Below are 23,390 nucleotides of genomic sequence, written 5' to 3'. Positions count from 1 at the left end.
CACACCGACATCCACACCCAGATCCGCCCGCACGGCATTCACCAACCGCATCGCCAACAGCGAATGCCCACCCAGATCGAAGAAACTGTCGTCGATACCGAGCGAGGGGATCGACAGGAGTCCGGCGAACAGGCCGCACAGGGTGCGTTCCAGTGCCGTGCGCGGGGGGCGTGAGCCCGCCGCCGAGGCGTAGTCGGGGGCGGGCAGGGCCTCGCGGTCCAGCTTGCCGTTGGCCGTCATGGGCAGCGCGTCCAGGAACACGAAGGCCGAGGGGACCATGTACTCCGGGAGCCGTTCGGCCAGGTGGGTGCGGAGCCGGGTGGCGTCCGGGGCCTGAGGACCGGGCGCGGCGACCACGTAGGCCACCAGTCGCTGGTCGCCCGGGCGGTCGGCGCGCACCACGACGGCGGCGTGATGCACTCCCTCGGCCGTGCCGAGGGCCGCCTGGACCTCGCCGAGTTCGATGCGCAGGCCGCGCAGCTTCACCTGGTCGTCGACGCGGCCGACGAACACCAGCCGCCCGTCCGACGTCCAGCGCACCACATCGCCCGTGCGGTACATCCGCTCACCCGCGGCGAAGGGGCTCGCGACGAAACGGGACGCCGTCAGCTCCGGCCGGCCCACATAGCCACGCGCCAGACCCGGGCCGGCGATGTACAGCTCACCCGCCACCCCGGGGACGACCGGCCGCAGCGCCTCGTCCAGGACGTAGACCTCGGTCGCGGCGACGGGGCCGCCGATGGTGACCGGTTCGCCGGGGCGCAGGAAGGTGCCGGTCGCGCACACCGTCGTCTCGGTCGGGCCGTAGGAGTTGACGAGGGTGTGGCGGGCGGTCCAGGTCTCGACCAGGGCGTCCGGGCACGCCTCGCTCGCGGTGATGATGACCGCGCCGGAGGGCAGGGTGTCCACGGGCAGCGCGCTGAGCAGCGAGGGGGTCACCGTGACGTGGGTGATCCCGGCGGTCAGTTCGGCGTCGGGGCCGGCCGCGAGCAGGCGTTCCGCGTCGCCGACGACCAGGGTGCCGCCGGTGAGCAGGGCCATCGCGATCTCCCAGACGGAGCCGTCGAAGCCGATCGAGGCCTGCTGGAGCACCCGGTTGCCGGGGCCGCAGACGTAGTCGTGGTGGCGGCGGACCATGCGGGTGATGCCGGTGTGCGGGACCGAGACGCCCTTGGGGCGGCCCGTCGAGCCGGAGGTGTGGATGACGTAGCAGGTGTTCTCGACGCGCAGCGGGGCGAGGCGTTCGGCGTCGGTGACCGGGGCGGCGGACAGGCCGCTCACATCGAGCGTGCCGAGCACGGTGGGCTCGTGGTCGAGGCCGTCCGTGCGGGCGGGGTCGTCGACCAGGACCACGGCGGGCCGGGTGTCCTGGAGCATGAACGCGCGGCGGGCCAGGGGGTAGGCGGGGTCGACGGGGACGTAGGCGCCGCCGGCCTTGAGGACGGCCAGCAGGGCGACCACCAGGTCGATGCCACGGTCCATGCAGACGGCGACCGGGACCTCGGGGCCGACGCCGTGGCCGATGAGGTGGCGGGCCAGCCGGTTGGCCCGCTCGTCGAGTTCGCGGTACGTCAGCCGGTCCGGCCCGTCCACCAGGGCGAGGGTGTCGGACTCGGTCTCCACCCAGCCCTCGAAGAGCTCGGGCCAGGTGCGCGGCGGCACCTCGGCGGTGTCGTTCCAGGTGTGCAGGATGCGGCCGCGTTCGGCGGCCGACATCAGCTCCAGGGCGCTCAGCCGGGTCTCCGGTTCGGCGGCGACGTGGGTGAGCAGGCGGGCCAGGCGGTCGGCCAGGGCCTGCACGGTGTCCTGGTCGAAGAGGTCGGCGGCGTAGGTCAGCCGGAGGTCGTAGCCGTCGCCGCGCTCCTTGAGGACGACCAGCAGGTCGAACTCGGAGGTGGTGACGGGCGCCGGCAGGAGTTCGGTGTGCGCGCCTTCGAGGCGGACCGGGGTGAACTCCTCCTCCACGCCGAAGGCGATCTGGTAGAGCGGGTTGCGGGCCAGCGAACGGGCCGGCCGGAGGTCCTCGATCAGCAGGTCGAAGGGGAGTTCCTGGTGCTCCGTCGCGGTGAGGTCGGCGTCGCGGACCCGGTCGAGGAGGTCGGCGAAGGTGGGGTCGCCGCCGGTGTCGGTGCGCAGCACCAGGGCGTTGACGAAGAAGCCCACCAGGTCGCTGAGCGCCTCGTCGTCGCGGCCGGAGACGACCGTGCCGAGGGGGATGTCGGTGCCGGCGCCGTGCCGGGTGAGCAGGGCGGCGAGGGCGGCCTGGGCGACCATGAACACGGTGGCGTTGTGCCGTACGGCCAGGTCCTGGAGGCCCTCGACGACGTCCGGGCGCAGGGACCGGGTGACGGCGCCGCCCCGGTAGGAGGCGAACGCGGGCCGCGGGCGGTCGGTGGGCAGCGCCAGTTCCTCGGGCAGGTCGGCCAACGCCTGGCGCCAGTAGGCCAGTTGGGTAGCGACGGTGCTGTCGGGCTCGTCGGCGGCGGCGAGCAGGTCGCGCTGCCACAGCGCGTAGTCCGCGTACTGCACGGGCAGCGGCGCGAACTCGAGGGCGGTGCCGCGCGTCCGGGCCGCGTACGCGGCGGACAGGTCGGCCGTCAGCGGGGCCATGGACCATCCGTCGGTCGCGATGTGGTGGACGACCAGGACCAGGACGTGCTCGGCGTCCTCCGGCTCGCCGGTCCGCAGGAGCTCCGCGTACAGGGGCAGGTCCCGCTCCAGGTCGAAGGGGTGGGCGCAGGCTGCCGCGATCGCCGCCTCCGTCTCCCCGGTGGCGACCGAGCGGGTCACCAGTTCCAGTCCCGTCCGCCCGGCGTCGGCGATCCGCTGCGCCGGCTCCCCGTCCACCTCGGCGAAGCGGGTGCGCAGCGACTCGTGCCGCACGAGGACGTCGTCCAGCGCGGCGGCGAGCGCGGCGCGGTCCAGCGGGCCGCTGACGCGGGTGACCACCGGGACGTTGTAGGTGGCGCTGGGGCCGTGCAGCCGGTGCAGGAACCACAGCCGGCGCTGGGCGGCGGACAGCGGGAGCACGGCGGGGCGGGGCCGCACCGCCACCACCGCTCCGCGTGCCGGTGCGGCCTGCTCGGCCGCCGCGCCGATCCGGGCCGCCAGCCGGGCCGGGGTGGGTTCCTCGAAGACCGCCCGGGCCGGGAGTTCGACGCCGAGTTCGGTGCGGATGCGGTTCACCAGCCGGGTGGCGAGCAGGGAATGCCCACCGAAGTCGAAGAAGCTGTCGTCGCCCTCGATCCCGTCCACGCCCAGGATCTCCCCGAACAACCGGCACACCGTGGCTTCGATTCCGGGCATAGCTGTATACCTGCCAGTCTTTTGGAAATGGCGATCTGAATGCGGGTCAGCGCGACGACATTGCTGCGTTGTGCACGCCGGAAATCGCACGGGCGATGACCGGACCGATCTGGGACATCGATTCCGACTTGACGATGTTCACGTGGTCGAATTCCACCTGGCTGCTCTCGGTGGAGCCGCTCAGGTACGGCTGCCAGGCCCGGGAGAGGGGCTGTGCCCGTGGGTCGGGGGCGGTCGCGTCGAAGATCAGGACGGGACAGGAGGTCGGCTCGGGGACATGGCGGGACTGGGCGCGCAGGTTCTCCCGGGCGATGTGCAGCAGTCGCTCGACGGCGGCGCCGGGCAGGCTGGCCAGGGGGCTCTCGGCGGCGGTCAGTGCCTTGGCGAGATCCTCGGGACCGGGGAACGCGCCGTCCGGCCGGCCGGGCAGGTCGACGCCGTCGAGGGCGACGTGGGCGACCTCCTCGGTGCTGGGCTCGCCGGTCCGGCCGTCCACGGCGCCGGGGGCGGCGTCCAGCATCACCAGCAGGGCGACCCGCTCGCCGGCGCTCTCCAGCAGCCGCGTCAGCTGCTGCCCGAGGGTGCCGCCGAAGGACCAGCCGATCAGCAGGTAGGGACCGGCGGGCTGGAGTTCGCGGATCCGCCGCAGATAGCCGTCGGCCAGGTCGCCGGCGTCCAGCGGGCGGACCGGTCCGTCCTCGGTGAGGCGGGGGTCCTGGAGGGCGTACACCGGGTGGCCCTCCGGGATGTGCCGCAGCAGCGCGGAGTAGCCCCAGCCGAGGCCGCCCGCGGGCGGCAGCAGGAAGACGGGGGTCAGGTCGCCGTGGCCGCGGTAGCGCAGGACCGCGCCCAGGCCGTCGCCCTGGGTGTCCTCGCGCAGCCGCCGGTCCAGCTGGGCCACGCTGGGCGCCTCGAAGAGGGTGCGGACCTGCGGGCCGACGCCCATGACCGCGCGGATCCGGTTGACCAGGCGGGTGGCGAGCAGTGAGTGGCCGCCGAGGTCGAAGAAGCTGTCGTCCACGCCGACCCGGGGCAGCGCGAGCACCTCGGCGAACAGCTCGCACAGGATCTCCTCGCGCGGGTTGCCCGGGGCGCGCCGTTCGGCGGCCGGGAGCTGCGGCGCGGGCAGGGCGGCGCGGTCGAGCTTGCCGTTGACCGTGAGTGGCAGGGCGTCGAGCGGGACCAGGGCGGAGGGGACCATGTGGTCGGGCAGCCGGGCGGCCAGGTGGTCGCGCAGCTCGGCCGGTGCGGCGGTGGCCCCGGGGTGCGGGACGACGTAGCCGATGAGGGTGCGTCCGGCGCCGGGCAGCTCCCGGGCCAGCACGACGGCCTGGCGTACGGCGGGATGGGCGGTCAGCGCCGACTCGATCTCGCCGGGTTCGATGCGGAAGCCGCGGATCTTCACCTGGTGGTCGGTGCGGCCGAGGTAGTGCAGGCTGCCGTCGGCGGACCAGCGGGCCCGGTCGCCCGTCCGGTACATCCGCTCCCCCGGCCCGCCGAAGGGGTCGGCGACGAACCGGCCGGCGCTGAGGCCGGGCCGCCGCCAGTAGCCGCGGGCCACACCGGCTCCGGCGATGTAGAGCTCGCCGGCGGCGCCGACCGGCACCGGGCGCAGCGCGTCGTCCAGCAGGTACACCCGGGTGTTGGCCACGGGTTCGCCGATCACCGGGGTGGGGTCGTCCGGCGGGAGTACCGCGCAGGTGGAGTAGACGGTGGTCTCGGTCGGCCCGTAGAAGTTGACGACCTGTGCGCCGAGCGCGGTCATCCGCTCGGCCAGCCGGTGGGGCAGGGCCTCGCCGCCGGTCAGCAGCCGGCGGCCGCGCACCGCGTCGGGGGCGGTGGACAGCAGCATCTCCCACAGGCTGGGGGTGCCCTGCATCACCGTGATGTCCTCGGTCGCCAGCAGCCCGGCCAGCTCCGCCGGCTCGCGCACCGTCTCCCTGGGCACCAGCACCAGGGTGGCGCCGGCCAGCAGCGGTGGGTACAGCTCCAGGACGGAGGCGTCGAAGGCGACGGTGGTGACCGCAGCGAACCGGTCCCCGGGGCCGAGGCCCAGCAGGTCCCGCATGGACAGCTGGAAGTTCAGCAGGTTGGCCTGGGAGACCAGCACGCCCTTGGGGCGTCCGGTGGAGCCGGAGGTGTAGATCAGGTAGGCGGCGCCGTCCCCGGTCACGGCCGGCTCGCCCGGGTCGGTGTCGGGCTGCCCGGTGAGGGCGGCCTCGTCCAGCCGGAGCCGGGGGCAGGTGCCCGGCACCCGGGGGTCGGTGTCCTCGTCCACCAGCAGCAGCACCGGGTCGGCGTCCGCGAGGGTGAAGGCGAGGCGGTCGGCCGGGTAGTGCGCGTCCAGGGGCAGGTAGGCGGCGCCGGTCTTGAGGACGGCGAGGATCGCCACGATCAGGTCGGGGCCGCGCTCCAGCGCCAGGGCGACGAAGCGTTCCGGGCCGGCGCCGTGCGCGCGCAGGCGGTGGGCCAGCCGGTTGGCGCGGGCGTTCAGTTCGGCGTAGCCGAGGGCGCGGTCGCCGCAGATCACGGCCGGGTGGTCGGGGGTGCGCCGGGCCTGCTCCTCGATCAGCCGGGCCACGGTGGTGTCCGGCAGCTCGCGCGCGGTGTCGTTCCGGTCGGTGAGCAGCAGCCGCCGCTCCTCGGCCTCCATCAGGTCGACGGCGTCGATGCCCCGCTCCGGTTGCGCCGCCACCTGCTCCAGAACCCCGAGCAGCCGCCTGCCGAGGCGTTCGGCGGTGCCGCGGTCGAAGAGGTCGGGGCGGTACTCCAGGAGCAGTTCGATCCCGGCGCCGCCCGTCGGTTCGACGAAGTAGAAGGACAGGTCGAACTTGGCGACCTCGGCCGGGGTCAGCGCCACGTGCTCGCCCAGGTCCGGCCGGTCCGGGACGGGGCCCTGGCCGCCGCCCTCGGTGAGCGCGAAGTAGACCTCGAAGAAGGGGTTCCGGGCGGGCGAGCGGACCGGCTGGAGGGCCTCCACCAACTGGTCGAAGGGGAGGTCCTGGTGGTCGTAGGCGGCCATGTCCGCCTGCCGCACCCGGCGCAGCAGTTCGTCGAATCCGGGGTTCCCGGAGGTGTCGTTGCGCAGCACCAGGGTGTTGACGAAGCAGCCGATCAGCCCGTCCAGGGCCTCGTCGTCCCGGCCGCTGACGACGGTGCCGAGCGGTATGTCGGTGCCGCAGCCCAGCCGGGTGAACAGGGTGGCCAGCGCCGCCTGGAACACCATGAAGAGCGTGGCTCGGTTGCGCTGGGCGAGGGCGCGCAGCTCGGCGCACAGGGGTGCCGGCAGGGACAGCCGGAGCGTGGCCCCGCGGTAGGAGGCGTGCGGCGGGCGGGTCCGGTCGGTGGGCAGCGCGAGTTCGTCCGGCAGGTCGGCCAGGGCGTCGCGCCAGAAGGCCAGTTGCCGGGCGGTCTCGCTGCCGGCGTCGTCGGGGTCGCCGAGCACGTCCCGCTGCCACAGGGTGTAGTCGGCGTACTGCACGGGCAGCGGCTCCCATCGGGGAGCGTGGCCGTCGCGGCGGGCGGCGTAGGCGGCGGACAGGTCGGCCCACAGCGGGGCCATGGACCAGCCGTCGCAGGCGATGTGGTGGAGGACCAGGATCAGCAGGTGCTCGTCGGGGCCGGTGCGGACGATCTCGGCCCGGAACGGCGGTTCCCCGGCGAGGTCGAAGTGGTGGTCGCAGGCGGCGGCGAGCAGCGCGTCGAGGTCGGCCCCTTCGATGCCGTCGCGCACGAGGTACGGGACGTCGGGCCGGGATTTCTCCACGGGCAGGATGAACTGGGCGGGCTCGCCGCCCTCTTCCCGGACCATGGTGCGCAATATCTCGTGCCGCTCCACGAGATCGGCGACGGCATGGGTGAAGGCTTCCCGGTCGAATGTCCCGCGGACCCGGCGAACGGTCGGAACGTTGTACGTCCGGCTCGGCCCTTCCAGGCAGAATTGAAACCACAGCCGGCGCTGGGCGAACGAAAGCGGAATCAACGGAACATCCTCTCCCGGCCAGTCCGGCTCATCGGTTCCGACCGCACACTAGAAAGGGCCTCGAATACGGGACAAGGGCCAACGGAAAGGCTGGCACCTTCATGACAAGGCCCCCTCATTCCGGCATGTCCTCGGGCCAGACGGCCTTTCGCAGCGGGCCGCTCGTCAGGGCCACGAGCACGACCGCGGCCTCGAACGCGGCGAGCGCCAGGGCCGCCGCCGTGGGAGAGAGGTACTGCAGCAGCTGGCCGCCGGCGAACACGCCCAGTGAGGATCCGGCGCCGAACACCGTCATACAGGCCGCGACGGCCCGCCCCCGCTGCTCGTCCGGCACCTGACGGAAGATCAGGATGTCCACCAGCACCCGCACCGACGGCCCGTTGAGCCCCATCAGGAAGAGCAGCCCCGCCACCCACCAGGGCCCGTGCTCCAGCCCCAGCAGGGCGATCAGTACGGCCTCCACGGCGCCGACCGCCAGCAGCAGCACGCCCGGGGCCAGCTTCTGGTGCAACGGCTTGACCAGCAGGGATCCGGCCAGACCGCCCACGCCCATGCCGATGGTGGCCAGGCCCAGCACCCCGGAGGAGACGCCCTGGTCACGCAGTTGGACGACCACGACCAGGATGATCGGGGCGCCGACGACGTTCATGGCGGCGGCGAAGAGCATGCCCGAGCGCAGCAGCGGGCTGCTCCACAGCACGTGCAGCCCGGTCAGCATCCGCCGCAGGAGCGGGAGTTCGTCCTGCGGCGGCCGCTGCGGTCCGCCCGCCGCCCGGTCGGTGGCGCGGGCGGGCGGTCGTACGAAGAAGGTGCAGGCGGCGGCGACGCCGAAGCCCGCGGCGGCGACCACGAAGGGCAGGCCGTGCGCGACGCCGTACAGGAAGCCGCCCAGCGGCGGGCCCGCCATGGCGGCGGCCTCGCTGCGCACCTCCTCCTGGGTGAGCGCCTGGGTGAGCTGCCGGCCCGGCACCAGGGACCGGATCAGCAGCATCCGGGAGGAGCCGCCGACCGGCTGGACCGCGCCGATCACCACGGCGACCAGCATCAGGTGGGCCAGAGTCAGCCGGTCGGCGAAGTAGGCGACCGCCACACCGGTGGTGGCCACCGACCGGATCAGCTCGACCAGCAGCAGCAGCTTGCGCTGGTCGTAGCGGTCGGCCAGGGCGCCCGCGGGCATCCCGCACAGCAGCATCGCGAACAGCTGGACGCTGCCGAACGCCCCGGCCCAGCCCGGGGATCCGGTGATCGCCAGCACCACCAGCGGATAGACCAGGCCGGCGATCTCCCGGCCGAGGAAGGCCGGCACCGAGCCCAGCCAGAGCAGCTGGAAGCCGACGTTGCGCCGCAGCGGCGGATCCGCCGGGACCTCGGGCCGGTCCGCCTGGGTCAGCGTGTCACGGGAGTCGCTCATCTCGCCCTTCTAGCGTGTCGGGTGGCAGCCGCGGCGGGCCCTACCGGGCCTGCCACTCGGGTGTGCGGCCCGCCGCGAAGGCACGCGGGCCCTCGACGGCGTCCTCGCTGGTCATCCGCCGTTCCTCCCAGACGTAGCGGGTGGCGAAGGCCTGCTCCAGCGGCAGGTCGACGGACCGCATGACGGACTCCTTGATCGCCCGCACCGACAGCGGGGCGGCGGCCACCAGGTCCCGCACCCACGACTCGACACAGGCGTCCAGGTCCGCCGCCGGGACGACCTCGTTGACCAGGCCCAGCTCCAGCGCCCGGGCCGCCGTCATCCGGCGGCCGGTGAGCAGATGGCCCAGCGCCGTCTTCAGCGGCAGCTGCCGGGCCAGCCGGAAGGCGCCGCCGGCCCCCGGGACCAGGCCCAGCTGTGCCTCCGGCAGCGCGAACACCGCGTCGTCGGCGGCCACGACCAGGTCGCAGGCCAGGGCCAGTTCGAAGCCGCCGCCCAGGGCGTAGCCGCGCACCCGGGCGAGCACCGGCTTGGAGAGCGCGAACCGCTCGGTCAGCCGGGGCCAGCCGGGCAGGCCCCGGCTGCCGAACGTGGTGGGGGCCGCGCCCCGTGCGTTCAGCCGGGCCCGCTCCTTGAGGTCCTGGCCCACCGAGAACGCGCGCTCGCCCGCGCCGGTCAGCACGGCCAGCCACACGTCGTCGTCGGCCTCCACGTCGTCCCAGACCCCGGCCAGCTCCTCGTGCATCGCCAGGTCCATGGCGTTGAGGACCTCGGGCCGGTTCAGCGTCACGTACGCCACATGGCCGGACTTGCGGTAGTCGACGCGGTTCACCGGGCGCGGCCCGCCCGGGCGAAGCGGCCGACCTTGCCGATGACGTCCTCGCTGTACAGGCGCAGCGCCTGCTGGAGCGCGAACTCGGCCATGTAGGCGCGGAAGGCCTCCGGGGGCTCCTCGGCGAGGTTGAGCATCCGCCGGTTGGTGAGCACCGCGGGACTGTCCATGCGTTCCAGGGCCACGTCCACCGCCGTGTCCAGCTCCTGCGGTTCGACGACCTCGTCGAGGAGCAGTCCGGCGTCCGGCTCGGTGGCCCGGATCCGCCGGCCCCACAGCACCACCTGGCGGGAGATACGGCCCCCGGCCAGCCGGCCGAGGCGGAAGTTGCCCGCGCCGGGGACGATGCCCTCCTGCGCGGCGGGCAGGCTGAGATAGGAGTCGGCCGCGGCCAGCACCCGGTCGAAGACCATCAGCAGCTGGCAGCCGCCGCCGATGGCGAAGGTGTCGACCGCCGCGACCCAGGGCTTCTCGATGGTGGGAGACTGCCAGGACGCCTCGTGCTCGACCAGCACCCCGCGCACGATCTTGTGGATGTAGCCCAGCTCGCGGCGGAGCAGGAAGTCCACCAGGGAGATCTGTCCGGCGTGCAGGCTCTTCAGGTTGATGCCGGCGCTGAACACCCGGCGGCCCCGGTAGCGGGGGTGGGTCATCTCCCCGCCGCGCAGCAGGCACACATGGACGCCCGGGTCGAGCAGGGCGAGGTCGACGGCCGTCTCCATGTCGTCGACCTGCTGGTTGTCCTCGGCGTTGAGGCAGTCGTCCCGGCACATCGTCAGATGGGCCGCGGTGCCGCGCCGTTCCAGGAGCACCGAGTCCAGCTGGAGCACGCCGGTGCGGCGGAACTCCGGCAGCAGCCTGAGGGCCCGGTCGGTGGGCCGCAGCATGCTGTCCATCAGGTGCGGTCCGGCGACCGGGTCCCGCAGCAGGGCGCCGAGCAGGACGCCCTGGTCGATCTCGTGGCCCTCCTTCGACGCCTGGGGCCGCGCCAGCTCCTCCTTCATCTGGTCGGCCGAGGGGACCAGACCGGGGAAGTTCTCGGCGGCCACGGCCAGCAGCTCGGGCAGCCGCAGATGGACCGAGCGGCCGTCGGTGAGCCGGTCGTACACGGCCTGCGCGTGGCCGCGCAGCAGCGCGAGGCGGGCGCCTCGCGCCTCGTTCTTGGCGGCCGTGGCCCGCTCGCGCTGCTCCGGGACGCGGGCCGGGGGCCGCGGCAGCGCGGCCACGACCCGCTCCGTGGGGGGGGCGGCCGCCCCCCCCCCCCGCCCCCCGGGCACGGGGGTGCTAACCCACACGACCCCGCCCCCCCCCCCCTCGCCCACACCAACCGCGCGGCGCGGGCTCCGGAGGGGGGGGGGCCGGCGCGGCCCCCCCGCACACCCGGGGGGGGGGCTAGGCCCCCCCCCCCGCCCTCCCCCGCCGGACTCGGGGATGCTCCCGCTCACGACGCGGCCCCGGCCGGCTCCCGGCGCAGCACCCGGTCGCAGGCGGCCAGGTGGCTGCCCAGGGCGTCCTCGAAGGAGGTGGTGGTGGCGTCCAGCATCAGTTGACGGCGCATCGCCATGCCGCCGCCCGGGACGGCGCCCATCTGCGCGGCCGCCTGGGCGAGCGCGGCCTCGGGGTCCACCACGACCTCGTCGACCAGCTGCAGCTCCAGCGCCTGCGGGGCCGGCACGGGAAGGCCGCGCAGCACGATCCGGCGGGTGACGCCCACGCCGATCTGGTTGGCCAGCCGGTACAGCGCCATGCCGGGCCACGCCCCGTCGGGGCCGGCCGGCAGCAGCAGCCGCAGGCCGGGGCCGGCGATGCGGTAGTCGGCGGCCAGCAGGGCCTCCAGGGCCGTACCGCCGCAGTCGCCGGTGGCGACGGCGAGGGTGGCGATGTCCAGGCGCTCCAGCCGGCGCAGTGCCCGTTCCCACTTGTTGACCAGGGGAACGGCCAGGTCCTGGGTCCACTGCGTGTCGGGTGCGCCGCTGAGTCGAAGGACGGCGACGCCGGGCTCGGCGGTGTCCTCCACGCGGGCGCACAGGGCGTCCAGTTCCGCCACGAGCTCTGCGGTCAGCGGGCGGGAGCCGTCGATCCGCAGCACCAGGGCCGGGTCGATCTGGCCGGGGACGGCGGAGGGGGTGGTCATGGTGGGTTCTGCCTCTCTGTCCGGACGCCTCGGGTCGGACGGCGGTTGCGGGGTCACCAGCGGACGAGGGCGGTCTCGATGGTCGAGCCCGGCCCCATGGTCATCAGCACGCAGTACTCCCCCGGGTTGGCGACGCCCTCGTCGAGCAGCCGCTGGTAGGAGAAGAGGAAGGAACCGCTGGAGAGATTGCCGTAGTCCCGCAGCACCCCGGTGGTGTGGCGGACGTCGTGCCGGGTGAGGCCGAGGTTGACCATGACGGAGTCGATGACCTTCTTGCCGCCCGAGTGCACCAGCCAGTGGCCGATGTCGGTGCGCCGCAGCCCGGTCCCGGCCAGCAGCCGGCCGATGACGGTCTCGGCGTTCGCGCCGACGACGTAGGGCACCTGGGGGTCCAGGTAGAAGCTGAAGCGGTCCTGCGCCGGGTCCCAGTCGTAGCGCATGGCGTCGAGGGCGTCGGTGATGATGTGGCTGGCGAACTTCAGCAGGCGCGGGCCGGGGACGGTGTCGTCACCGGCGACGACGGCGATCGCGGCGGCGCCGTCCCCGAAGAGGCTGTTGACCACCGAGGTGCGCATGGTGCCGTCGAAGACGTAGGCGGCCGAGCAGGACTCGTCGCAGACCATCACCGCGAGCTTGCCGGGATGCGCCCGGGCCCAGCCGGCGACCGCGTTGAGCGCGTTCAGACCGGCGTTGCAGCCCATGCCGACCACGTCCAGGCGGCTGCAGCCGGGGTCGATGCCCAGCTCCTTGATGATCAGCGCGCTCAGACCGGGCGTGAGGAAGCCGGTGGAGGTGACGCAGCACAGGTAGCCGATGTCGTCGAGGTCGCGGCCGGCGTTCTTCAGGCACTCCTGCACCGCGCGCACGCCCATGTCGATGCCCTGGGCCTTGTGCTTGGCCAGCAGCTCGCCCTGGACCTCCATGATCCGGGTGCCGTCGGGGCCCTCCGGGGGAAGCGTGAGATAGCGGCGGTCGATCGCGCTGTTGAGGAAGACCGAGCGGATCCTCGGGTCCTCGATGCCGAAGATGTCCAGCACCTCGCGCTGCGAGTACGAGGTGGGCGGCACGGCCGTGCCGATGCCGGTGATCCGGGCGGCCGCCACGGAGTCGAGGCCGATGGGCGGGGCGCCGGCGAGCACGCCGGGGTGCGGAAGGCCGAGGGTCGTGGTCGTCATCGGAAGGTCCAACCCCACATTCTGGGCTTGCTCCGGTAACGCGGAGTGAAGGTTTCCATGGCTGAGTACGGTCCCCTTTCGGTGAGTTGATGCCTGGGTCCGGTGGGTCAGCGCGCGGCCCGCTCGCGGACGAATCCCGCGAGCCGGTCGAGGCCCTCGTCGATCTCCGCGGGCAGGAGATGGCTGTAGGAGAGCCTGATCTCGTGACGCGGCCGGGTCTCGGCGTAGAAGTGGTGCAGGGGCGTCCACAGCACGCGGTGCTTGTGGGCGCTGAGTTCGAGCAGGTCGTCGCCCGCCGGGAAGGGCAGGGTGAGCAGCATGAAGAAGCCGCCGGTGGGGCTGTTCCAGGTGACTTCCGGGCCGTCGCCGGCCGGGAAGCGCTCGGCCAGGCCCGCCCGCATCCGCCGCAGATTACCCAGGTAGACCTCGGTCTCCCGGGCGTTGGCGGCTCGCAGGCTGCAGCCGTGGGCGAGCAGCTTGCCGCCGATCACGGCCTGGGCGATCGGTGAGGTGTTCACCGTGAGCATGCTCTTGAGCTTGGCCAGCTGGTCGGCCAGGGACCGGGTGACCCCGCCGGGCGTGCTCACCCGCTGACCGGCGACGGCGAAGCCGACCCGGGACCCGGGCACCCCGGTCTTGGCGTAGGTGCCCAGGTAGACCACCCGATTATGCTCGTCCAGCGCCTTGAGGGTGGGCGGTCCGGAGCCGTCGCCGAACAGGCCGTACGGGTTGTCCTCAAGGAGGAGGATGTCCAACTCCTCGGCCAGTCGCAGCAGTTCGCGGCGGGTGTCCACGTCGAGGCTCACCCCGCTGGGGTTGGCGAAGTCGGGCACCAGGTAGCAGGCGCGCGGGCGCAGCCCGGCGGCCCTGGCCCGGCGGACCGCCTCGGCCAGGTCCGCCAGGTCGATGCCGGCCGCCGAGTCGCGCACCGGCAGCACCCGCATGTCCGTGAGCTGGGCGGCGCCGTGCACCCCGACATAGCTGGGCACCACGGCGAGCAGCACGTCGCGGTCGTCCCGGCGCAGCGCCCGCAGGGTCAGGTAGAGGGCCTCCTGGCAGCCGACGGTGACGACCACGTCGTCGGGGTCGGCGGTGATGCCCTCGTCCACCCGCAGGTTCTCGGCGATCAGCTCGTGGATGATGCCCTTGGTCCGCCCGTACTGCAGGATCTCCCGGCGCACCGCCCTCTCGTCGCCGCCGAGCCGCCGCGCCGCGTGGGCGCGGTAGGTCTCGATGTACTCGTGCACCAGGTCCAGGTCGAAGAATCCCTCGTAGGGGCGGCCCGCCGCGAAGGAGATCGCGTCCGGGAAGCGCTGGGCCACCTCGTTGAGGAAGTTCATCGACTCGCTGACGGGGGAACTCAGCGACGCGTGCAGCGCCGCGAGTTCCAGCCGTGCTTCAGGAGGCAGCGGAGCGCGCATCGGCTTCCATCGCCGTGACGAGACCGGCCGGGCGCATGTCGGTCCAGTGCTCCTCGACGTACGCGAGCGCCTCGGCGTGCCCGGCGTCGCGCAGGCGCACCTCCCAGCCGTCGGGTACGTCGATGAACGCGGGCCAGATCGAGTGCTGTTCCTCGGCGTTGACGAGGACGTGGAAGCGGCCGTCCACGTCGTCGAAGGGGTTGGCCATGCCAGTAACCTCCGTGGGGCTCAGTGCTGGGGGTTGGTGTAGAGGCGTCCCTCGGACCACACGTACTTGGTGTGACCCCAGCGCGCGGCCGAGGCGACGTCGGGGAAGAAGCCGCTGCCGTTGAGGTTGGCGCTGGTGTTGCACAGCACGGGGATACCGCTGATGCGGTCGTACTCGAAGAGGATCCGGGCCGCCGCGCAGTCCACCGAGGTGTCGATGGTCTGCAGCCGGGCGGTGTCGTCCAGGTGCACGATGGCGGGGACGCGTTCGGCCCAGCCGGGCCGCATCTTGTGGTCGAAGAGCATGTAGCGGTCCGGGGTGCCCGGGTCGAAGATGTCCGCGGCCCGGTCGGTCAGGCACAGCGGCGCCACGGGGCGGTAGTCCGCGCGGTTCTTGACCTCGTTGAGCCGCTTCTTCATGCCGGGGTCCACCGCCGGGGCCAGGATGGAGCGGTTGCCCAGGGCGCGCGGGCCGAGCTCGGCGCGGCCGGACAGGACCACCACGGGCTCGCCCTCGGTGTGCAGCAGCTGGGCCAGCTCGCGCTCGTCGCACGCCCGGACGGTCCAGCCGGCGGGCAGCTCGCCCTCGGTCACCATCGGGCCGCTGTAGACGTTCCACTCCAGCGCCAGGTGGTCGGTCTGCCGGTACAGCTCGCAGGCGGCGGTGCCGATCGCGGCACCGGCGTCGTTGGGGAACGGCGGCACCCAGACGTCGCGGAAGAGCCCGCTGTTGCGGATGACGCTGTTCCACTTGATGTTCAGCGCGCAGCCGCCGCCGAGGCACAGGTTGAGCTTCTGCCCCATGAAGCGCTTGCGGACCACGTCGGTGAGCCGGGCGAGGAGCAGTTGACCCAGGTACTCCTGGAAGGTGGCGATGATGTCCGCGTTGGTCATCCCGGGGAAGAGCTGGTCACGTTCCGCGGTCACCCGCCGGCCCAGTTCCGCCGCGTTGAAGGTGGAGATCTCCGGCAGGCTCTCCAGGAGCTCGTCGAAGGTGGCGAACGCCGACTCCTCCACGGTGCCGAGGGCGGCGTAGGCCATCGCCTTGCCGGCCACGCCCAGGTGGTGCAGCTCGCGCGCCTCGGGGGCGACGTCGTCGTGCCGGAAGGGTTCGAAGAAGGCGCAGAAGTCCGCGAAGATGTTGCCGGTCGTCGCGAACAGCGGCGCCACCGGCTTGACCGCCCGGGTCCGGGCGCTCACCTGGTACAGCCGGGGCGAGATGCCGCCGTCCCAGACCAGGACCAGCGAGTCCTCGCCGCGCTGCGCGAACGGGCTGGTGCAGTACGAGCCCAGCGCGTGGTTGCTGACGTGGTGGTAGCTGGCGTAGCCGCGCGCCGAGGAGTTGAAGTCGTGCGCGGTGAACTCGTAGCGGTGCAGCGGGTCGAGGGAGTCGATGCCGTCCACGTACGGCGCCACCGGCAGCACGAAGTGTTCGCCGCCCCGGGTGGTGGCCACGCTGGGCACGTCCGCGCCCTTCTCCGGCCACCAGCCGTCGACGACGAACTGGTCGACGTCCCGCACGTCCACACCTTGGGAGCGCAGGATCTCTGCGACCTGGTCCAGGTCCCGCAGCATCGAGTAGCGCACGTTGTTGTCGAGCTTCTCCACCTCGACGCTGAAGACGAGGCGGTTCCCGTCGATGAGGGCGACACCGCCGTCGTGCGAGGCCTTCACACCAACTATCAGCACTTGCGCTACCTCTCTAGGTCGCCGAAGTCCGTCGCTGTAGTCCGCAACAGGTCCGACAGCAGCCTGAGGGGGTCGCGCGGCGCCGCACCAGACGCGACGGCGAATGATGGCAAGTTCCGGTCAAGCACGGCCCCGGCGGCATCCGAGCGGGAATCGAGATCTGTACGGTCTTCGGTCTAGCGCCCCTGGACGGCACGACGGCGTCGATCTGCCAACCGGACCTGGGAGGAATCGAATTGGGCATGCTTCGGGGTCCCGGCACGCCTTTTCCGGCCGACGCGTCCCTACCCGGACTGTTCGCCGCCCAGGTGCGCGAGCAACCGGACGCCCTCGCCGTCGTCGACGGGGAACACACCCTGATCTACGCGGGCGGGGCCTACGCGCCCGTCGACCCCGGCCACCCGCCCGAGTACCGGCGGCAGTTGTCGGCCGACGCCGAGGCGTCGGTCGTGGTGACGGCGGACGACGTGCGCCGGGCGACGGCGGACTGCGACCCGGTGGCCGAGCCGGTGCCCGTGGACTCCCTCGCCCTCGCGCACGTGCTGTGCACCTCGGGGTCGACCGGCCGGCCCAAGGCGGTCGTGGTCGAGCACCGCTCGGTGCCGCGCCTGGTCCGCGACACCGACCAGGACGGCTGTCCCGGCTCAGACATAGTTGTCCTTGCGCCGCCAGTCGGGGGTCGGCAGCGCGGGCCGGTCGACCTTGCCGTTGGCGGTGATGGGCAGCTCGTCGACGATCGCGAACACGGTCGGGATCATGTACTCGGGCAGTCGCTCGCGCAGGTCGGCGCGCAGCGCCCGCCGGTTCAGATCGCCGGCCGTGGTCACCCAGGCCACCAGCTTCGGGTCGCCCACCAGGTTCTCGCGGACCCCGACGGCCGCCTGCCGGACCTCGGGGTACGTGGTCAGGAGGTTCTCGATCTCGCCGGGTTCGACCCGGTGTCCGCGCAACTTGAACTGCCCGTCGATACGACCCAGGAACTCCAGCACGCCGTCGGCCCGCCGCCGCGTCAGATCGCCGGTGCGGTACCAGGTCCGGCCCTCGGCATCGGCGACGAAGCTCTCCGCCGTCAGCTCGGGGCGGCGCCAGTAGCCGTGCGAGACACCGGCTCCGGCGATCCACAACTCGCCCTCGGCGCCCTCGGGCACCGGTGCGCCGGACTCGTCGCGCAGCTCCACCAGCGCGCCCTGGACGGGAGTACCGATCGGCACCGAGTGAGTGAACTCCTCCTGTGGCGCGATGCGGTGGCAGGCGGTGAAGGTGGTGGCCTCGGTCGGGCCGTAACCGTTCACGATCTCCAACTCCGGTGCGGCCGCGCGGAGTTTGCGGATGTGGTCCACGGACAGCACGTCCCCGCCGGCCAGGACGACCCGGGCCCCGCCCAGCGACTCCGGAGAGAAGTCGATCTGCCGGTGGAACAGCGCCGCGGTCAGCCACAGCACGCTGATCCGCCGGTCGTCCAGGAGTACGTCGAGCTCCTCGGGGCCCATGGAGGAGGCGGGCGCCAGCTCCAGCCTGGCCCCGTTGAGCAGGGCGCCCCAGATCTCGAAGGTCGCCGCGTCGAAGGCGACCGGCGCGAGGTGCAGCACCCGGTCCTCGGGGGTCAGGGTCACGTAGTTGGGCTCGGTCACCAGGTTCAGGACGGCCCGGTGCGGCACCATCACACCCTTGGGCCGGCCGGTCGACCCGGACGTGTACATGATGCATGCCAAGTCCTCGGGATCGCCGTGGACTTCGAGGGCGGCAGGGGTGCCGGGCGCGTCCCCCAGGTGGTGCAGCACCGGCACGTCCTGGTCGCGCAGCAGCTCCACTCCCGCGGTGTCGCACAGGGCCACCCGGACCTCGGCGTCGGCGAGGATTCCGGCCAGCCGCGCCGGGGCCTCGCCGAGATCCACCGGCAGATACGCCGCGCGCGCCTTCAGCACCCCGAGCAGACCCACCACCAGGCCGACGGACCGCTCCTGGCACACCAGGACACGGTCACCGGCGCGGACCCCGGCCGCCGCCAGCTCACGGGCCAGGGCGTCGGAGCGGGCGTCGAGTTCGGCGTAGGTCAGCCACTCGCGGGCCGTGGCGACGGCGACCGCGTCGGGACGCGACGCGGCCTGCCGCCGAAATGCCTCGGGAATCGTCATCGGGCCGTCACCGCCCCCGCGGCCGCCCCGGTTCCGACGCAGAGACTCGTCATGGGCATCCGTCATCCGTTTCTGCCGTAGGACGTGTCCATACGCGCCGGAGAATGGCGCGAAGATACTGTTGACCGGCGATCCGGCAGAACAACTTAGAAGCCGGATGACACCCCGGCAAGCGTTCTTCTAGAGAAAACTCGGCATCAACCTGCCACCGTCGCGCTCCGATTCCCGGGCGGACGGGCGGCGTTTGCTCAGGAGACCCAGTTCGGCCGCCTTCAGTCCCGCCTCGAATCGGGTGTTGACATGCAGGGACTTCAATATGGCGGCGACATGCCGACGATAGGTGCGAACGGACACGTTCATCTGGCGCGCGGCGGCGTCGTCCTTCATACCGGAGCCGAGCAGCTTCAGGACCTGCACCTGGGTCTCGTCGAGCGCCGCCGGGCGGGCGGAGTGGCAGAACTGCTTCGGCTCCGAGGCGTGCTCCCACAGCACCAGCTGGTACTGGTCCAGCGCGGCCACGGCCTCGTGCCGGGCCACCAGAGCGGCCTGGGACTGCTGCCCATCCCGCGGGAACGCGTACACGACGGCGAGCTCGCTGCCGCAGATGCCCAGGTTGGGCAGGGGGCCGGAAGAGACGCGGACCCGGGCCCCCTCGGCGACGAGGCGGGCGACGAGCGTGCGGGTGACGGGCTCCTCCGCGCCGGCCGGACCGACCAGCAGCCGCAGCTCGTGACCGCGGCGGACGACCTCGTCCCGTACCAGCCGCGACAGGTCGGAGCCGGGGCGGCCGAGCGCGTCGACGGCGAAGCGTCCGGTCAGCCGGACCAGTCCGCCCCCGCCCTGGCGCGGAAGTTCGAGAAGTGCCTGACACAGCGTGGCGTAAGCCTTGGCCGGATCACAGATGGTGACCAGATCCGGATTCCGCTCCTTGCCGACGTTCCTTGCGCTTTCGTCTATTTCCAAACGCCGCAAGACGTATTCCCCCGTCGAAACAGCGAGTCCGGTCGGGACTCGGCACGATTCAACCGCCGGGACAGCGCGGAGTGTGCAACCCCTTTGGTGTGAATGTGAGAGTAGCGTGCAGATCACTTACGGCAATGTGACGCGGATCACATTTTACAAACCATTACGCCACGGTTAATCGACCCAAGGCGCAAACGCAAAAATCCAGCCATTCCCTCTCCCCGGGAAAGGCTGAAATCTTTCGCGTTCCGAATTGCCCCGGGCCGGACGAAGAGAAACGGGGCCGGGCCGAAAGGTGCCGGTCTGCCCCCGTCCTCCGCGCGGGTTCACACGTCGAGATCGTCGAACTGGTCGAGCAGGAAGTCGACCGGTGTGTGGGTCATGACGGCGGACGGGCCGTCGGGGAGAACCTGTTCCGCCCAGATGACCTTGCCGCGCGTCGTGTACCGCGTCCCCCACCGCTGGGCGAACTGCGCCACCAGGAACAGTCCCCGCCCGCCCTCGTCCATGGTCGCCGCCCGCCGCAGGCGTGGCGAGGTACCGCTGCCGTCCGCCACCTCGCAGATCAGACAGCGTCCGTACAGCAGCCGCACACGGACCGGCGGCGAGCCGTACCGGATCGCGTTGGTGACCAGCTCACTGAGGATCAGTTCCGTGGCGTACCCGGTCTCCTCCAGTCCCCACTCCCGCATCGTCTCCCGGCACCGCGCCCGCACCGAGGGAACCACCGCCGCGTCCGACGGCACGTCCCACTCGGCCACGCGCGCGGGCGGGAACAGCCGGGTGCGCGCCACCAGCAGTGCGATGTCGTCGGAGGAGTGTTCCGGCTTCAGCACGTCGATCACCGCCTGGCACGTCTCCTCCGGAGTGCGGGTCCCGGAACCGTCCAGCGCCCGGCGCAGCTTCTCCATCCCGACGTCGATGTCGTGGTTGCGGTCCTCCACCAGACCGTCGGTGTACAGCACCAGTTGGGAGTCCTCCGGCAAGGAGAACTCGGCGATCTCGAAGGGGTAGCCGCCCAGACCGAGCGGCGTCGAAGCCGGCACGCCGGGACAGGTGACCGTTCCGTCCGGACGCACCACCACCGGTTCCGGATGTCCCGCACGGGCCATCGTGCAGACCCCCGCCACCGGGTCGTAGACCGCGTAGAGACAGGTCGCCCCGGTCACCCCCTCCCCCTCGCGGCCCTCCGCGACATCGTCGGCGTGCTCCTCGTTGTCCATGCGGGCGACGAGGTCGTCCAGGTTCCCGAGCACCTCGTCCACGGGGAGGTCCAGGGTGGAGAAGTTGTGCACCGCGGTGCGCAGCCGGCCCATCGTCGCCGCCGCGTGCAGCCCGTGACCGACCACGTCACCCATGACCAGGGCCACCCGCGCGCCCGGAAGCGGGATGACGTCGAACCAGTCCCCGCCCACCCCCGCCTCCGCGGGCAGATACCGCCAGGCCACCTCCAGCGCGTCCTGCTCCGGCTGGACCCGCGGCAGCAGACTGCGCTGCAGCGTCACCGCCATCGCGTGCTCCCGGGTGAACCTCCGGGCATTGTCGATGGCCAGGGCCGCCCGCGCGGCCAGTTCCTCCGCGAAGGTGAGATCCTCCGGCTCGAACGCCGGCGAGTCCGCCGTCCGGTAGAAGTTCGCCACGCCCAGCGGTACGTTCCGCGCCCACAGCGGTACGGTCATCAGCGCACGCAACCCGTACTCCAGGGCCCGGCGGGCACGCTCCGGATCCTGTTCCCGCCAGCCCTGCGCCTGCCGCAGGTCCTCCTCCAGCATGACCCGGCGCTCCTGCAGGGTCCGCATGTGCGGCGTGCGCTGCGAGAACGTGATCAGTTGGCCGACCGGATACACCGGGATCATCCGCTGCTCGCCGCCGATCGCGGCCCGACGCAGATGGCGCCAGCCCTCCGCCGTCGGCTCCCACCCCCGCAGCACCGCGTCGAGCAGGTCCACCGTCACCAGGTCGGCGAACTGCGGCGCGGCGACGTCGGCCAGTTCCTGGGCCGTACGCCCCACGTCCAGCGTCGTGCCGATCCCCACCCCGGCCTCGTACAGCAGCTTCAACCGCTCCCGCGCGACCTCGGCCCGCCCCGAGACCGCCTCCAGCTCCGTGGTGTCCCGCAGGGTCACCACGCTGCCTCCCCGGTCGGCCTGCGGGTACGTCGGCCGCTTGTTCACCGCCAGCAGCCGGTCCCCCACGAGATGCACCTCGTCGGTGACCACCCCCGGCGACGACAGCGGGCCGGTGATCTGCTCCGGCAGCCCCAGCTCCCGCACCGGGCGCCCCAGCGCGTCCGCCGACAGCCCGAGCAGCCGCCGCGCCTCGTCGTTGGCCAGCAGCAGTCGTCCGTCGTCGTCGATGATCAGCACGCCTTCCCGCACCGCGTGCAGGACCGCGTCGTGGTGCTCGTACTGCTGCGCCAGCTCCGTCGGGCCCAGGCCGTGCGTCTGTCGGCGCAGCCGCCGGGCCACCGCTGTCGTTCCGGCCGTGGCCAGCGCCAGCGCGGCCGCGCCGCTGCCCAGGATGATCGGCAGCTCCGGCATCCACTGGGCCGAGACGTTCTTGACCGTGATTCCGGCGGAGACCAGGCCGACCACCTTGCCGTGCGCGTCGGTCACCGGGACCACCGCCTGCACGGCCGTCCCCTTGCCCGCGGGCAGCGGCGGCCCGCCGGCCTGCTCGACGACGGTTCGGCCCTTCAGCGCCGGCTCGAAGTTTCCGACGAACTTCTTCCCGATCTCCCGCGGATAGGGATACGTGTAACGAATGCCCTGCGTGTTCAGGGCGATGACGAAGTCCACGCCCGCGCGTTTGCGCGCCTCCTCGGCCCGCGGCTGGAGCACCGCCGTCGGATCATGGCTCCGCATCGCCTCGGCCGTGCCCGGGGCGCTCGCGAACGCCTGGGCCGCCACGACCGACTCGCGGCGCCCCAGCTCCAACGCGCCATGTGCCGCCTGCAGCACCATGGCCGCCACCGCCGCCCCGACCAGCAGGACCACGATGACGACCTGGAGCAGCAACACCTGACCGGCCGTGGTGCGCGGATCCAGCAGGGAGGCGCGGTGGCGCGAGTGCCCGATGGGCGGATGACGTTCCGGGCCCCGCGGGTGCCCGGAAAATACCTCCATATACCCTTGATAGCACCGCTTCGGCGAAGCCGACGCCTCACCGCCCGACGCACCCCCGGACACCCTGCACCGAACGCGGCCCGACCGGTGCGGCCGGCTTCGGCCCCACCGGTCGTCGAAGGCCGACGAGGCCCGGTTACGGGGTGCCGGTCGTGTTGAAGCCCCGGTCGAGGTAGGGGTACTGGTCCGGGACGTGACCGTCGGCCGCGACCAGGCGGGCGATGCCGCCCGCGTCCCGCCAGACCTGCTGGGCGGAGCCGAAGGAGAATCCGCCGAATTCCGGGTGGGCCTCGTTCGTGTAGATCCGGTAGCGCTGGCCGGGCTGGATGACCGTCCCCGGGGGGAAGGGGAAGTCGCGCCCGGTGGGCTTGGACTCCACGACCCAGCCGGTCAGGTCCTGCGGCGCACCGCCCTGGTTGAAGATCTCGACGTACTCGTCGGGCTGGCCCGGGCCCGTGCCCAGATGACGCAGGTCGGAGATGATCACGTCCGGTTCTTCGGCGGTGAACATGCAGACGACCTCGGCGAAGTTGACGCCGCCCTCGGGGCTGCGGAACTGCCGGACGATCCGGCCGCCCTGCTTGAACCCGCTCAGGACCGCCCGGTACTGCTTGCCGCCGATGGTGACGGGCTGCGGGTGGACGAAGGTCTCCAGGTCGACCAGGTCGTCGTCCACGGGACTGCTGCCGGTGCTGTTGGGCGTCTCGAAGTGGTGGAAGCTGAAGTTCAGGTCGGTGCTGCTGCCGTCCTCGAACAGGACGTCGATGGTGAGCCGGACGTCGAACTGCGACGGGCTCACGCTGGTGGGCAGATTGCGGTGCACGAAGGTACCGATGACGAACTCGGTGCCGTCGAGCTCGACGTCCGCGGCCGAACCGCGGAACTGGTACCCGCTCTGGGAGCCGCTGCTGCCCCACCGGACATCCGCGGTGCCCAGACCGCTGATCGGCGAGGCGGTGGGATCGGTGGACGGGAAGACGCCGGAAGTGACGACGGTGGTCATGGTGTCT

General features: G+C 72.4%; 14 protein-coding genes and 1 pseudogene. 1 reads left to right on the top strand and 14 read right to left on the bottom strand.

Annotation, left to right across the window (positions count from 1 at the left end):
* The 10 genes from ACWGKT_RS34950 to ACWGKT_RS34905 form a co-directional block, all read right to left on the bottom strand.
* Positions 1-3,306 (bottom strand): non-ribosomal peptide synthetase (locus ACWGKT_RS34950; RefSeq protein WP_453276811.1); only part of this gene is annotated, 3,306 nt, incomplete at its 3' end.
* A 46-nt stretch (positions 3,307-3,352) separates the two neighbouring features.
* A complete protein-coding gene (locus ACWGKT_RS34945; protein WP_453276810.1) occupies positions 3,353-7,288 on the bottom strand; it encodes a non-ribosomal peptide synthetase in 3,936 nt (1,311 codons plus the stop codon).
* A gap of 115 nt (positions 7,289-7,403) precedes the next feature.
* Positions 7,404-8,699 (bottom strand): MFS transporter, encoded by a 1,296-nt coding sequence (locus ACWGKT_RS34940; RefSeq protein ID WP_356150914.1) that lies wholly within the window; start codon positions 8,697-8,699, stop codon positions 7,404-7,406.
* Between the two features lie 40 nt (positions 8,700-8,739).
* Entirely contained in the window at positions 8,740-9,531 is a 792-nt protein-coding gene (dpgD, locus tag ACWGKT_RS34935; protein WP_356150916.1) for an enoyl-CoA-hydratase DpgD, read from the bottom strand.
* Positions 9,528-10,757, bottom strand: coding sequence for a (3,5-dihydroxyphenyl)acetyl-CoA 1,2-dioxygenase DpgC (gene dpgC, locus ACWGKT_RS34930; RefSeq protein ID WP_453276809.1), 1,230 nt, complete (start codon positions 10,755-10,757; stop codon positions 9,528-9,530). Before dpgC ends, dpgD begins: the two co-directional genes overlap by 4 nt.
* 215 nt (positions 10,758-10,972) lie before the next feature.
* Positions 10,973-11,665, bottom strand: a complete 693-nt coding sequence (gene dpgB, locus ACWGKT_RS34925) for an enoyl-CoA-hydratase DpgB (protein WP_453276808.1) — start codon at positions 11,663-11,665, stop codon at positions 10,973-10,975.
* 53 nt (positions 11,666-11,718) lie between these two features.
* Positions 11,719-12,840 carry a 3,5-dihydroxyphenylacetyl-CoA synthase DpgA gene (gene dpgA / locus ACWGKT_RS34920; protein ID WP_356150921.1) on the bottom strand — a complete coding sequence of 374 codons (1,122 nt, stop codon included), beginning with the start codon at positions 12,838-12,840 and terminating at the stop codon, positions 11,719-11,721.
* 107 nt (positions 12,841-12,947) lie between these two features.
* A complete protein-coding gene (locus ACWGKT_RS34915) occupies positions 12,948-14,261 on the bottom strand; it encodes an aminotransferase-like domain-containing protein (RefSeq protein ID WP_356150923.1) in 1,314 nt (437 codons plus the stop codon).
* The gene (locus ACWGKT_RS34910) at positions 14,239-14,469 is read right to left on the bottom strand and encodes an MbtH family protein (RefSeq protein WP_235459074.1); all 231 of its coding nucleotides are present in this window, start codon (positions 14,467-14,469) and stop codon (positions 14,239-14,241) included. Before ACWGKT_RS34910 ends, ACWGKT_RS34915 begins: the two co-directional genes overlap by 23 nt.
* A gap of 20 nt (positions 14,470-14,489) precedes the next feature.
* Positions 14,490-16,157 (bottom strand): carbamoyltransferase N-terminal domain-containing protein, encoded by a 1,668-nt coding sequence (locus ACWGKT_RS34905; RefSeq protein WP_453276807.1) that lies wholly within the window; start codon positions 16,155-16,157, stop codon positions 14,490-14,492.
* Between the two features lie 242 nt (positions 16,158-16,399).
* Between ACWGKT_RS34905 and ACWGKT_RS34900 the strand changes: the two are divergent.
* Positions 16,400-16,765, top strand: a pseudogene (locus ACWGKT_RS34900) (hypothetical protein); the annotation flags it as partial.
* Between the two features lie 36 nt (positions 16,766-16,801).
* Here the strand turns inward: ACWGKT_RS34900 and ACWGKT_RS34895 are convergent.
* From ACWGKT_RS34895 to ACWGKT_RS34880, 4 genes are all read right to left on the bottom strand, one after another.
* Complete coding sequence (locus tag ACWGKT_RS34895; RefSeq protein ID WP_453276806.1) at positions 16,802-18,292, bottom strand: amino acid adenylation domain-containing protein; 1,491 nt, start codon at positions 18,290-18,292, stop codon at positions 16,802-16,804.
* A 180-nt stretch (positions 18,293-18,472) separates the two neighbouring features.
* Positions 18,473-19,255, bottom strand: coding sequence for a helix-turn-helix transcriptional regulator (locus tag ACWGKT_RS34890; protein WP_356150929.1), 783 nt, complete (start codon positions 19,253-19,255; stop codon positions 18,473-18,475).
* A 326-nt stretch (positions 19,256-19,581) separates the two neighbouring features.
* Positions 19,582-22,380: a SpoIIE family protein phosphatase gene (locus ACWGKT_RS34885; protein ID WP_453276805.1), complete on the bottom strand. Its 2,799-nt coding sequence runs from the start codon at positions 22,378-22,380 to the stop codon at positions 19,582-19,584.
* 136 nt (positions 22,381-22,516) lie between these two features.
* On the bottom strand, positions 22,517-23,383 hold the full coding sequence (locus tag ACWGKT_RS34880; RefSeq protein ID WP_453276804.1) for a choice-of-anchor K domain-containing protein: 867 nt from the start codon (positions 23,381-23,383) through the stop codon (positions 22,517-22,519).
* Positions 23,384-23,390 lie beyond the last annotated feature (7 nt).

It is taken from the genome of Streptomyces sp. NPDC054794, assembly GCF_053611585.1.
This window is presented reverse-complemented; position numbering and strand designations above follow the sequence as displayed.

Excerpts from the sequence above, each read along its gene's own strand:
- ACWGKT_RS34940 (WP_356150914.1), bottom strand. The coding sequence starts at position 8,699 with ATGAGCGACTCCCGTGACACGCTGACCCAGGCGGACCGGCCCGAGGTC.
- dpgB (WP_453276808.1), bottom strand. The coding sequence starts at position 11,665 with ATGACCACCCCCTCCGCCGTCCCCGGCCAGATCGACCCGGCCCTGGTG.
- dpgA (WP_356150921.1), bottom strand. The coding sequence starts at position 12,840 with ATGACGACCACGACCCTCGGCCTTCCGCACCCCGGCGTGCTCGCCGGC.
- ACWGKT_RS34915 (WP_356150923.1), bottom strand. The coding sequence starts at position 14,261 with ATGCGCGCTCCGCTGCCTCCTGAAGCACGGCTGGAACTCGCGGCGCTG.
- ACWGKT_RS34910 (WP_235459074.1), bottom strand. The coding sequence starts at position 14,469 with ATGGCCAACCCCTTCGACGACGTGGACGGCCGCTTCCACGTCCTCGTC.
- ACWGKT_RS34895 (WP_453276806.1), bottom strand. The coding sequence starts at position 18,292 with ATGACGATTCCCGAGGCATTTCGGCGGCAGGCCGCGTCGCGTCCCGAC.
- ACWGKT_RS34885 (WP_453276805.1), bottom strand. The coding sequence starts at position 22,380 with ATGGAGGTATTTTCCGGGCACCCGCGGGGCCCGGAACGTCATCCGCCC.
- ACWGKT_RS34880 (WP_453276804.1), bottom strand. The coding sequence starts at position 23,383 with ATGACCACCGTCGTCACTTCCGGCGTCTTCCCGTCCACCGATCCCACC.